11 protein-coding genes are annotated in these 12,218 nt (G+C 70.7%); 9 read left to right on the top strand and 2 right to left on the bottom strand.

Annotated features, from left to right (window positions below):
• Positions 1-783, bottom strand: a complete 783-nt coding sequence (locus ACLZOT_RS34655) for an alpha/beta fold hydrolase (protein WP_416973123.1) — start codon at positions 781-783, stop codon at positions 1-3.
• Positions 784-866: 83 nt separating this feature from the next.
• On the opposite strand from ACLZOT_RS34655, the gene ACLZOT_RS34660 reads away from it, so the two are divergent.
• The 5 genes from ACLZOT_RS34660 to ACLZOT_RS34680 all read left to right on the top strand — a co-directional run bounded on the left by ACLZOT_RS34660 (position 867) and on the right by ACLZOT_RS34680 (position 8,079).
• Positions 867-1,565, top strand: a complete 699-nt coding sequence (locus tag ACLZOT_RS34660) for an SDR family oxidoreductase (protein WP_416973124.1) — start codon at positions 867-869, stop codon at positions 1,563-1,565.
• 81 nt (positions 1,566-1,646) lie between these two features.
• On the top strand, positions 1,647-2,642 hold the full coding sequence (locus ACLZOT_RS34665; RefSeq protein ID WP_416973125.1) for a methionine synthase: 996 nt from the start codon (positions 1,647-1,649) through the stop codon (positions 2,640-2,642).
• A gap of 12 nt (positions 2,643-2,654) precedes the next feature.
• Entirely contained in the window at positions 2,655-4,829 is a 2,175-nt protein-coding gene (gene ligA, locus ACLZOT_RS34670; protein WP_416973126.1) for an NAD-dependent DNA ligase LigA, read from the top strand.
• 259 nt (positions 4,830-5,088) lie between these two features.
• Positions 5,089-7,293, top strand: coding sequence for a putative bifunctional diguanylate cyclase/phosphodiesterase (locus ACLZOT_RS34675; RefSeq protein ID WP_416973127.1), 2,205 nt, complete (start codon positions 5,089-5,091; stop codon positions 7,291-7,293).
• A 432-nt stretch (positions 7,294-7,725) separates the two neighbouring features.
• Positions 7,726-8,079 (top strand): VOC family protein, encoded by a 354-nt coding sequence (locus tag ACLZOT_RS34680; protein ID WP_416973128.1) that lies wholly within the window; start codon positions 7,726-7,728, stop codon positions 8,077-8,079.
• 3 nt (positions 8,080-8,082) lie between these two features.
• On the opposite strand, the gene ACLZOT_RS34685 is transcribed toward ACLZOT_RS34680, so the two are convergent.
• Positions 8,083-8,451, bottom strand: a complete 369-nt coding sequence (locus ACLZOT_RS34685) for a hypothetical protein (protein WP_416973129.1) — start codon at positions 8,449-8,451, stop codon at positions 8,083-8,085.
• A 158-nt stretch (positions 8,452-8,609) separates the two neighbouring features.
• Between ACLZOT_RS34685 and gatC the strand changes: the two genes are divergently transcribed.
• From gatC to gatB, 4 genes are read left to right on the top strand one after another with little or no spacing between them, the layout of a single operon-like run.
• Positions 8,610-8,906, top strand: coding sequence for an Asp-tRNA(Asn)/Glu-tRNA(Gln) amidotransferase subunit GatC (gene gatC / locus ACLZOT_RS34690; RefSeq protein WP_010356882.1), 297 nt, complete (start codon positions 8,610-8,612; stop codon positions 8,904-8,906).
• 3 nt (positions 8,907-8,909) lie between these two features.
• Positions 8,910-10,403 (top strand): Asp-tRNA(Asn)/Glu-tRNA(Gln) amidotransferase subunit GatA, encoded by a 1,494-nt coding sequence (gene gatA, locus ACLZOT_RS34695; RefSeq protein WP_416973130.1) that lies wholly within the window; start codon positions 8,910-8,912, stop codon positions 10,401-10,403.
• Positions 10,400-10,642 carry a hypothetical protein gene (locus tag ACLZOT_RS34700; protein WP_010356884.1) on the top strand — a complete coding sequence of 81 codons (243 nt, stop codon included), beginning with the start codon at positions 10,400-10,402 and terminating at the stop codon, positions 10,640-10,642. The genes gatA and ACLZOT_RS34700 overlap by 4 nt, the downstream gene beginning before the upstream one ends.
• A 16-nt stretch (positions 10,643-10,658) precedes the next feature.
• Positions 10,659-12,173 carry an Asp-tRNA(Asn)/Glu-tRNA(Gln) amidotransferase subunit GatB gene (gene gatB, locus ACLZOT_RS34705; protein WP_416973131.1) on the top strand — a complete coding sequence of 505 codons (1,515 nt, stop codon included), beginning with the start codon at positions 10,659-10,661 and terminating at the stop codon, positions 12,171-12,173.
• Positions 12,174-12,218: the final 45 nt, after the last annotated feature.

The following is a 12,218-nucleotide window of genomic DNA, read 5'->3' on the forward strand; positions in this document are numbered from 1 at the left end:
TCACCCCAAGAACGCCCCCACCGCCCCCGCCAACAACGGCGACATCAGCACGTCGTAATGCGTCACCCCCGGCAGCACAGCCAACCGGGACTCCACCTGCCCGGACCCGTCCCACCCCGCGTCCTTCAAACCCCCGCCCAACAACCCGTAGAACTCGACCATATGAGCCGGCCGCACGGCATCCGCGTCGCCGAACACCAGCAGCACCGGCGCCGAGATGCCCTCCACGTCCGCGGTCCAGTCGTACGGCACCTTCTTCAGCTCGGCCACCTTCCCCACGAGGACGGGCCAGTCCTCGACCCGGGGCGCGAGCCGGGCGTACATCTCGTACACCGGCGACTGCTTCATGGGCTCGGCAGCGGCGGAGCTCATCGCGTCCATGCCGGCCAGCACCTCGGGGAACCACCCGTCCCGACGGACCGGCGTGGAGACGACGACCAGGCGCCGGACGATCCCGGGATGCTGGATCGCGGTTCGGAGGGCGACGTCCGCGCCCACCGAGTAGCCGAGGACGTCCGCCTGAGGTATCCCCAGCTCCCGCAGCAGCCCGGCGATGTCATCGGCCATCGTCTCCGCCCGCAAGGGCCGGTCCACGTCGGCCGTACGACCGTGACCCTGAAGATCGACGACCAGCACCCGCCGCCCCTCGGTCAACGACGGCAGCAGAGGCGCGAACATCTCCCCGGACCCCAGACCACCGTGCAGAAGGACCAGCGGCGTACCCGAACCGCCCCCGTGCTCCTCGACGTACAGGGAGATCCCGTCGATGTCGATGTAACCCATGACCGCCTCTTTCCGCTCCGAGCAGTAGCGAGGGGTAGACGGTACTGGAACCCGAAACTCATCGGCGGCGCGAGAACGCGAGAATGACCCGCATGCCAACACACGTGATCACCGGCGCCGGTTCCGGCATCGGCGCAGCCGTAGCCCGCCGCCTCCACGCCCGCGGCGACGACCTCGTACTCCACGCCCGGGACGCCGGACGGGCGAAGGAACTCGCCGCTCAGTTCCCCGGAGCACAGACCCTCGTGGGCGACCTCGCCGACCCCGACAAACTCAGCTGGGCGTTCTCCCACCAGTCGCTCCCCGACCGTGTGGACACGCTCCTGCACATCGCGGGCGTGGTGGACCTCGGCCCGGTGGGCGACCTCACCCCCAAGACCTGGCGCCACCAGCTGAACGTCAACCTGATCGCCCCGGCGGAGCTGACCCGCCACTTCCTCCCCCAACTCCGCACGACGAAGGGCCACGTCGTCTTCGTCAACTCCGGCGCCGGTCTGAACGCCCACGCGGAGTGGTCCGCGTACGCCGCCTCGAAGCACGGCCTCAAGGCCCTCGCCGACTCCCTCCGCCACGAGGAGCACGGCAACGGCGTACGGGTCACCTCGGTCTACCCGGGCCGGACGGCGAGCCCGATGCAGGCGAAGGTGCACCAGCAGGAGGGCAAGGAGTACGACCCGCAGCGCTGGATCGACCCGGAGTCCGTGGCGACGGCGATCCTGACCGCGATCGACCTCCCGAGGGACGCGGAGATCAACGACCTGACGGTCCGCCCGGGCCGCTGATCCGTTCAGAAACGATCACCGGCCGCGTCGATCGACGACACCCCCGCCTTGCCCCGCGCGCGCCTACGTAGGCTTCCGCCTGTGAACCCAGACTTTCGCTTCGCCCCCGCCACCGGCGTCGGCTCCCTGCCCGGCGGCGACGCCAGGGAGGCCGCCAAGACGGTCACCGGCTCGTTCGAGGACTTCCCCCACCTCGCGGAACTCCCCGCGCGCGGGCCGGGCGCCGACATGATCGGCCGTACGGCGGGGATGCTCGTCGAGCTGTACGCGCGCGTGGAGCCGAGCGGCTGGCGCCTGGGGGACAGGCCGGGCCGGGACACGAAGCGGGCGCGTTCGTGGCTGGGCGAGGACCTGGACGCCCTGGAGGAGTTCACGCAGGAGTACGACGGCGTGCTGAAGGTGCAGGCCGTCGGCCCCTGGACGCTGGCCGCCGCCCTGGAGCTGCGCAACGGCGAGTCCGCGCTGTCCGACCTGGGCGCCTGCCGCGACCTCGCCGGCTCCCTCGCGGAGGGCCTGCGCGAGCACCTCGCGGAGGTCCAGCGGCGTGTGCCCGGCGCCCGGCTCGTCCTCCAGCTCGACGAACCCTCCCTCACCGCGGTCCTGCGCGGACACGTGAAGACGGCCAGCGGCTACCGCACCCACCGCGCCGTGGACCGCCAGCTCGTCGAGGCGACCCTGAGGGACGTCCTCGGCGTGAACGCTCACGGGATCGTTCACAGTTGCGCCCCGGACGTCCCCTTCGCCCTGCTGCGCCGGGCCGGAGCCGCCGCCGTCTCCTTCGACTTCTCGCTCCTCACCGAGCGTGACGACGACGCGATCGGCGAGGCCGTCGAAGCGGGCCTGAAGCTGTTCACCGGTGTCGTGCCGGGCACGGACACGGCATTGTCAGACCCTGCCGGTAGCGTCATGGGTGTCAGGACGCTGTGGCGCAGGCTGGGGCTGTCACCGGCGCTTCTCGCCGAGGCCGTGACGGTGACCCCGGCGTGCGGGCTGGCGGGCGCTTCCCCCGCGTACGCCCGCACCGCGCTCGCCCACTGCGTCCGGGCGGCGAGATCCCTCGCGGACAACCCTGAGTAACGGAGGACAAAGGTGGCCGGCGACAAGCAGACGGAGGCCCGCGAGCGGCACGCCCAGCTCGCGGAGCAGATCGAGGAACACCGCTTCCGGTACTACGTGAAGGACGCCCCCGTCGTCAGCGACGCGGAGTTCGACAAGCTCCTGCGCACGCTGGAGGCACTGGAGGAGGAGTACCCGGAGCTGCGCACCCCGGACTCGCCGACCCAGAAGGTCGCGGGCGCGTACGAGACGGAGTTCACGTCCGTCGAGCACCGCCAGCGCATGCTGTCCCTCGACAACGCCTTCGACGACCTCGAACTCGCCGCCTGGGCCGAGCGCGTCCACAAGGACGTCGGCGCAACCGTCCACCACTTCCTGTGCGAGCTGAAGGTCGACGGCCTCGCCGTCAACCTGACGTACGAGCACGGCCGCCTCACCCGCGCGGCGACGCGCGGCGACGGCCGCACGGGCGAGGACATCACGCCCAACGTCCGCACGATCGCCGAGATCCCCGACCGCCTCACCGGCGACCGCGTCCCCGACCTCGTGGAGATCCGGGGCGAGGTCTACTTCCCGATGGAGAAGTTCGCCGAGCTCAACGCCCACCTGGTCGCGATCGGCGACAAGCCCTTCGCCAACCCGCGCAACGCGGCGGCCGGTTCACTCCGCCAGAAGGACCCCCGCAAGACCGCGAGCCGCCCCCTGCACATGGTCGTCCACGGCATCGGCGCCCTGGAGGGCTACGACGGCCTCACCCGCCTCTCCGAGGCGTACGACCTGCTGCGCACCTGGGGCCTGCCGACCTCCGCGCACAACCGGGTGGTCAACGACCTCGACGGCGTACGGCAGTTCATCAAGCACTACGGCGACAACCGCCACTCCGTCGAGCACGAGATCGACGGCGTCGTCGTCAAGCTCGACGAGATCCCCCTCCAGGGCCGCCTGGGCTCCACCTCGCGCGCGCCGCGCTGGGCCATCGCGTACAAGTACGCGCCGGAGGAGGTCAACACCAAGCTGATCAACATCCGCGTGGGCGTGGGCCGTACGGGCCGTGTCACGCCGTACGCGCAGGTCGAACCGGTGACGGTCGCCGGCTCCGAGGTCGAGTTCGCGACCCTGCACAACCAGGACGTCGTCAAGGCGAAGGGCGTCCTCATCGGGGACACGGTCGTGCTGCGCAAGGCCGGGGACGTCATTCCGGAGATCCTCGGGCCGGTGGTGGACCTGCGGGACGGCACCGAGCGGGAGTTCGTGATGCCCGCCGAGTGCCCCGAGTGCGGTACGCCGCTGCGGCCCATGAAGGAGGCCGACGTCGACCTGCGCTGCCCCAACGCCCGTAGCTGCCCCGCCCAGTTGCGCGAGCGCCTGTTCTACCTCGCGGGCCGCAAGTCCCTCGACATCGAACACTTCGGGTACGTCGCGGCCGCCGCCCTCACCAAGCCCCTGGAGCCCGACACCCCGCCCCTGCTCGACGAGGGCGACCTCTTCGACCTCACCATCGAACAGCTCCTGCCCATCAAGGCGTACGTCCTCGACCAGGACAGCGGCCTGCCCAAGCGCGACCCCAAGACCGGCGAGGAGAAGATCGCCACCGTCTTCGCCAACCAGCAGGGCGAGGCGAAGAAGAACGCGGTCGCGATGCTGGAGAACATCGCGGCGGCGAAGGAACGCCCGCTGGCGCGCGTACTGACCGGACTGTCGATCCGGCACGTGGGGCCGGTCGCCGCCGAGGCGCTCGCGCGCGAGTTCCGGTCCATCGAGCGCATCGAGCAGGCCACCGAGGAGGAACTCGCCGGGACGGACGGCGTCGGCGGGATCATCGCGGCCTCGCTGAAGGAGTGGTTCGCCGAGGACTGGCACCAGGAGATCCTGCGCAAGTGGCGCGCGGCGGGCGTGCGCATGGAGGACGAGCACTCCGGTGAGGACGAGGGCCCGCGCCCGCTGGAGGGCATGACCGTCGTCGTCACCGGCACGCTGGAGCACCACACCAGAGACGGGGCGAAGGAAGCGCTTCAGACGAGAGGAGCAAAGGTCACCGGCTCGGTTTCGAAGAAGACGTCCTTCGTCGTCGTAGGCGACAATCCCGGGTCCAAGTACGACAAGGCGATGCAGCTCAAGGTGCCGGTCCTGAACGAGGAAGGCTTCGCGGTCCTCCTGGAGCAAGGTCCCGAGGCAGCGGCGGATGCCGCTCTTCCGGTCGAGGAGTAGCCGTGAAAGGCCACCCGTTCGGCGCATTTCGGAGCGATACGGGTGGCCGGTGCGCATTCGGGCAACCGTCGCCGACCGCTGCCCGGACACGCCCTGATCGGCCTACTGTTGAGTTGTGCGCCTGCCGTGCCCAGTTGCGGTCGGAGCATCCCCGGCTTGTCAGAACCGGGGACCAGAGTTTTCCCACGCGGCGCCGCCCGGAGCAGTCCCGGGTGTGCGCCGCACGGCGTGGGCACCGCCGGCTGTGAGAGGGACGGGAATGAAACCGACCGAGAGCGCCGTACCGGACTCCCGGCCGCGCCCGCGCCGGACGGCCGGGATCAGCCCGCGCGGTCTGTGGGCCGGCCGCACGGCCGACGAGGCCCTGGTGGCGCTGCCGGTAGCCGAAGGCGCGGTGCCCCTCCCGGGCGCCCCCGCGCCGGACGACGGGAGCGGACGGCAGAAGCTGCCCGCCCTGCCCGCGGCCGTCGTCGCGGCCGCCGCGTTCGCGCTCGGCGCCGGGTTCTACCGGGCCTTCACCGGCGGACACGCCCTGTTCCCCTCCGGCACCCTCGGCTGGTCCCTCGCGCTCCTCACCGGCGTCGTCGTCGGACACCTCGTCATGCTCGGACGCGCCCGCTGGTGGGGCGGTACGGGGTCCGGGGCCGCGCTCACCCTCGCCGTCCTGCTGCTCTACGGCTGGGTGCCCGCCGGGCTCGTCAGCCTCACCGTCGTCGTACTCGTCGGCGTCGCGCGGCGGCATCGGTGGCGGCAGGGGATTCTGCACGGCGCCGTCGACATCCTCGGTATCGGGGCGGGCGCGCTGGTCCTCGCGGTGTGCGGGCGCGTGCCGTCCGTCGAGAAGCCCTGGGACCCCGAGACCTGGACCGTCTACACCGCGCCGCAGATCGTCCTCGTCGCCGTCGCGTACCTCGCCGTCACCCGCGTCCTGCTCTGGTTCCTCCAGGGGCCCTCCCACGGCGGCGTGCCCACGGTCGCCCGCACCGCCCTCGTACGGCAGTTCCTCGTCGCCGTCGCGCTCCTCGGGATCGCGCCCCTCGTCTGCGTCGTCGCCGACGCGCAGCCCGCGCTGCTGCCCCTGTTCTCCATCCCGCTCATCGCGCTCGACTCCACCCTGTGGATCGCCCGCCTGCGTGCCGAGGAACAGCTCCGCGACCCCCTGACCGGGCTGCCCAACCGGCAGTGGCTCCTGGAGCGGATCTGGACCGCGCTGGACGACGCCGAACGCATCGGCGCGCGGGCCGCGTTGATGCTCATCGACCTCGACCGGTTCCGGTCCGTCAACGACACGCTCGGGCATCTCGCGGGCGACCGGCTCCTGTTGCAGATAGCGGACCGGCTCAAGGAGGCGCTGCCCCGCGGGGCCGAGGTCGCGCGGCTCGGCGGGGACGAGTTCGCGGTGCTGCTGCCGGTCGCCGACTCCACGACGTCCGCGACGCGGGTGGCTCGATCCCTTGTCACGACGCTGAGTTCGCCGCTCGACCTCGACGGGCTGACCCTCGTGCTGGAGGCCAGCGCCGGAGTCGCCGTGTTCCCCGATCACGCCGTCGACGCGGAAGGGATGCTACGGCGGGCCGACGTCGCGATGTACCAGGCGAAGCGGGACCGTACGGGAGTCGAGGTCTACGAGTCCAAGCGGGACTCCAACACCCCCGACCGGCTCGGGCTGTTGGGGGACCTGCGGCGGGCCCTCGACGCGCACGAGGTGCAGTTGCACTACCAGCCCAAGGTGCGGTTCGACGGGCAGGTCGCGGGACTTGAGGCGCTCGTGCGGTGGGTCCACCCCGAGCGCGGCAAGGTGCCGCCGGACGAGTTCATCGCCATCGCCGAGTCGTCCGGGCTGATGCCCCACCTCACGGAGTACGTGCTGGAGACGGCCCTCGCACAGGTCGCGCGGTGGCGCGCACAGGGTTTGCATGTGCCGGTCGCCGTCAATGTCTCGCCGCGTGACGTCCACACCCCTGGTTTCGCCGGGTCCGTCGCGGCACGCCTCGCCCGGCACGGGGTCCCCGCGGGAGCGCTCCAACTCGAAATCACCGAGCACGTGTTGCTGGAGGACCCCCAGCGTGCCGCCGACACGCTCAACGGGCTCACCGGCCACGGCGTGAAGATGTCCCTCGACGACTTCGGCACCGGCTACTCGTCCTTGGTCCACCTCCGCCGCCTCCCCGTCAGCGAACTGAAGATCGACCGCTCCTTCGTCGCCCGGCTCGCCGTCGACACCCAGGACGCGGAGATCGTCCGCTGCACCGTCGACCTCGCCCACTCCCTGGGCCTGTTGGTCGTCGCCGAGGGCGTCGAGGACGACGAGACCTGGGAACGCCTCCGCGACCTGGGCTGCGACGCCGTCCAGGGTTGGCTGGTGGCCGCGGCGATGCCGCCGGAGGAGACGACGGCGTGGCTACGAGCGCGAGGTGCGCGCGGCTGGCAACGTCCGCGAGCCGCACTCCCAGCCGCCGAGTAACCCACCCGCCCACCCGTTTCCAGCACCTCAAGAGGCGGACGTCTCCCGTGGGGCGCTTTCGCCGTCGGCGGCTGCGGGTTCGCTGCTTCTCGTACGTCCTGCCCCGCCACGCCGTCTCACGGTGACCGGTTTCGTTGTGGCTGGTCGCGCCCGCGCGGCGGTAGCCGCAAATCGATGCAGCCCCGCGCCCCTGAGTGGGCGCTGCCGCGCCCGTCCCTGAGCAGACGCTGCCGCGCCCATCCACTACACCCACCCCCACCCCTCAAAGCACCCCCCACCCCTCAAAGGCCCCTCACGAGCACCCCCGCAGCCCACAAGCATCCCCCGCTGCCCCCACCCCCACCTCACGCTCCTCACCGAGCCTCCCCACCCCGCGAGCCCCACCGTCCCCTCGGCCCTGCCGAATGCTCGTTCTTTTGTCACGATGCCCCCATGGAACACATCCTGGGAATCGGCGGCTACTTCATCCGCGCCAACGACCCCGCAGCCCTCCACACCTGGTACCGCGACTGCCTGGGCCTGGACACCGGCGACAACGGCCTGTGGCATCAGGAGGCCGGCCCCACGGTGTTCGCGGCGTTCGAGACCGACACGGAGTACTTCGGAACCGGGAACCAGCGGACGATGCTGAACTTCCGGGTCCGCGACCTGGACGCGATGCTCACGCAGCTCCGCGAGAAGGGAGCGGACGTGGCGGAGGAGACCCAGCAGATGGACGGCGTAGGAAAGTTCGGCTGGGTCACCGACCCCGAGGGCAACCGCATCGAGCTGTGGGAACCGGCGTGAGCCTCAGCCGACCGGCGTGAGGGGATCGGGCCGGGAGAGGGCCTCGCGCAGGGGAACTCCCTCCCGTACGGCGACAGCGCGCCGCGCCCGCAGCTCGGCCCGCGTACGGGGCCGATACTTCGGCTCCTTCCCGCACCCGCACCCCGACCGCCCGTCGTACCGCAGCCCTTCCCCCAGCACGGCGGCCACCACGGACCAGGCCCGAACGTCCCGCCGGGGCGGCGCGGCGAAGTCGAACCCCGCACAGACCAAGGGCCGCGCACAGTTGGGACACGGATTCTCCGCCCCGGCCTCGATGTGCCGCTTGAAGCTGACGCGGCAGGAGACGCACGCGTAGTGCGGCTTGTAGAAGACCGAGGAGTAGAAACACATACGGCCACGGTATCGACGCGGACCCCGGACCCCCACCCGTTTCCGGCACCCCCGACCCACCCCCTCGGCCCCTCGCCCCCAAACCGTTTACCGTCCACCCACCCCCGCCCCCTAGGATTGGCCTCAAACCACACACACTCACCCCAGAGGAACGCTGCATGCCTGGCATTACGCGCGAGGAGGTCGCCCACCTCGCCCGGCTGGCGCGTCTGGAGCTGGAGAGCGAAGAGCTGGATCACTTCGCGGGACAGCTGGACGACATCATCGGCGCGGTGGCCCGCGTCAGTGAGGTCGCCGATCAGGACGTACCCCCGACCTCGCACCCGCTGCCGCTGACGAACGTCATGCGGGCGGACGAGGTCCGTCCCTCGCTCACCCCCGTGCAGGCGCTCTCGGGCGCCCCGGCCCAGGAGCAGCAGCGTTTCAAGGTGCCGCAGATCCTGGGGGAGGACTAAACAGTGACGGACATCATCAAGCTCACGGCCGCTGAGACGGCCGAGAAGATCGCGTCCGGCGAGCTCACCGCCGTACAGGTCACCGAGGCACACCTCGCGCGGATCGAGGCGGTCGACGAGAAGGTGCACGCCTTCCTGCACGTCGACCGCGAGGGCGCGCTGAAGCAGGCGCGCGCGGTCGACGAGAAGCGGGCGAGGGGCGAGAAGCTCGGCCCCTTGGCCGGTGTCCCGCTCGCGCTGAAGGACATCTTCACCACCGAGGGGATCCCCACGACCGTCGGGTCGAAGATCCTTGAGGGGTGGATCCCGCCGTACGACGCGACGCTCACGAAGCGGCTGAAGGCCGCCGACGTCGTCATCCTCGGCAAGACCAACATGGACGAGTTCGCCATGGGGTCGAGCACGGAGAACAGCGCGTACGGCCCCACCGGCAACCCCTGGGACCTGACCAAGATCCCCGGCGGTTCAGGTGGTGGGTCGAGTGCCGCGCTCGCCGCCCACATGGCCCCCCTCGCGATCGGCACGGACACCGGCGGCTCGATCCGCCAGCCCGCCGCCGTCACCGGCACGGTCGGCGTGAAGCCGACGTACGGAGCGGTCTCCCGCTACGGCATGGTCGCGTTCTCCAGCAGCCTCGACCAGGGCGGCCCGTGCGCGCGTACGGTGCTCGACGCGGCGCTGCTGCACGAGGTGATCGCCGGCCATGACCCGCTGGACTCGACGTCGATCGACGCCCCGGTCCCGGCGGTCGTCGAGGCGGCCCGCAACGGCAGCGTCGAGGGCATGCGCGTCGGCGTGGTCAAGCAGTTCCGCGGCGAGGGCTACCAGGCGGGCGTCCTCCAGCGCTTCGACGAGTCGGTGACGCTCCTGAAGGAGCTGGGCGCCGAGATCGTCGAGCTGGACTGCCCGAGCTTCGACCTGGCGCTGTCGGCGTACTACCTGATCGCGCCCTCCGAGTGCTCCAGCAACCTGGCCCGCTTCGACGGCCTGCGCTACGGCCGGCGGACCGGCGACGACGGCACGCACTCGGCGGAGGAGGTCACCTCGATCACCCGCGCCGACGGCTTCGGCCCGGAGGTCAAGCGCCGGATCATCCTCGGCACGTACGCGCTGAGCAGCGGTTATTACGACGCCTATTACGGCAGCGCCCAGAAGGTCCGCACGCTCATCACGCGGGACTTCGAGAAGGTGTTCGAGCAGGTGGACGTCATCGTGTCCCCGACGACGCCGACGACGGCCTTCGCGATCGGCGAGCGCGCCGACGACCCGATGGCGATGTACCTGGCCGACCTGTGCACGATCCCGACCAACCTCGCGGGCAACGCGGCGATGTCACTGCCGTGCGGCCTCGCGCCGGAGGACGGCCTCCCGGTGGGCCTCCAGATCATCGCCCCCGCCCTGAAGGACGACCGTCTTTACAAGGTCGGGGCCGCCGTAGAGGCCGCCTTCGTGGAAAGGTGGGGTCACCCGCTCCTGGAGGAGGCTCCGTCGCTGTGAGCAACGCACTGTCGAAGGCCAAGGGCTTCAAGAAGTCCAAGTCCGGTACGTACGTGTCCATCGCCACCACCGCGTTCGGCGCGTTCGGTGTCGCCAAGCAGATCAAGAAGGCCCGCGCCGAGCAGGACACCCTGCGCCTGATCGACGCCACCGTCTCCGCGGTCGCGATCGTCACCGGCCTCGCCATCCTGTACCGCGAGCTGAAGCGGCTGGGCGACGACGACGTCCTGCTGGGCTGAGAGGGAAGTTTTCACCGTGACCACCACGACCGACCTGGTGTCGTACGAGGACGCTCTCGCGTCGTACGACCCCGTCATGGGCCTTGAGGTCCATGTCGAACTCGGCACCAAGACCAAGATGTTCTGCGGCTGTTCGACCGCCCTCGGGCAGGAGGCGAACACCCAGACCTGCCCGGTCTGCCTCGGCCTGCCCGGCGCGCTCCCGGTCGTCAACGCGACCGGCGTCGAGTCCGCGATCAAGATCGGCCTCGCGCTGAACTGCGAGATCGCCGAGTGGTGCCGCTTCGCCCGGAAGAACTACTTCTATCCGGACATGCCGAAGAACTTCCAGACCTCCCAGTACGACGAGCCGATCGCCTTCAACGGCTATCTGGACGTCCAGCTGGAGGACGGCGAGACCTTCCGCGTGCAGATCGAGCGCGCGCACATGGAGGAGGACACCGGCAAGTCGACGCACGTCGGCGGCGCCACCGGCCGGATCCACGGCGCGTCCCACTCCCTGCTCGACTACAACCGCGCCGGCATCCCCCTCATCGAGATCGTCACCAAGCCGATCGAGGGCGCCGGCGAGCGCGCCCCCGAGGTCGCCCGCGCGTACGTCCGTGAGCTGCGCGAGCTGATCAAGGCGCTCGGCGTCTCCGAGGCCCGCATGGAGATGGGCCAGATGCGCTGCGACGTCAACCTGTCGCTGCGCCCCCACGGCCGGGAGAAGTTCGGCACCCGCAGCGAGACGAAGAACGTCAACTCGCTGCGGTCCGTCGAGCGCGCCGCCCGCTTCGAGATCATGCGGCACGCGGCGGTCCTGAACGCCGGCGGCACGATCATCCAGGAGACCCGCCACTTCCACGAGGACACGGGGTCCACGACCTCGGGCCGCGTCAAGGAAGAGGCCGAGGACTACCGGTACTTCCCGGAGCCCGACCTCGTCCCCGTCGCGCCCTCGCGCGCATGGGTCGAGGAAATCCGTACGGGACTCCCGGAGTTGCCGCTCGCCCGACGCAACCGGCTGCTCGCCGAGTGGGGCATCACCGGCACCGAGATGCAGGCCATCCTCAACGCCGGCGCCCTCGACCCGATCGTCGCGACGATCGACGCCGGCGCCGACGCGGCCTCCGCCCGCAAGTGGTGGATGGGCGAGCTGGCCCGCAGCGCCAACGAGTCCCAGACCGCCCTGGACGAGTTGGCGATCACGCCGGTCCAGGTCGCCCGGGTCTCCGAACTCGTCGCCAAGGGTGACCTGAACGACAAGTTGGCCCGGCAGGTCATCGAGGGCGTCCTCGCGGGCGAAGGCACCCCGGACGAGGTCGTCGACAAGCGGGGCCTGAAGGTCGTCTCCGACGACGGCGCGCTCAACAAGGCCGTCGAGGACGCCATCGCGGGCAACCCCGGCATCGCCGACAAGATCCGCGGCGGCAAGGTCGCCGCGGCGGGTGCGCTGGTGGGCGCGGTCATGAAGGCGACGCGGGGCCAGGCGGACGCGGCACGCGTCAAGGAACTGATCCTGGAGCAGTTGGGTGTGACGGAGGGCTGATCCCGAAGTCCTGAAGTCCCGAAGGGGGTTGACGAGCGACAACGT

The organism is Streptomyces sp. 4F14 (genome assembly GCF_048159485.1).
Lineage (GTDB): Bacteria > Actinomycetota > Actinomycetes > Streptomycetales > Streptomycetaceae > Streptomyces.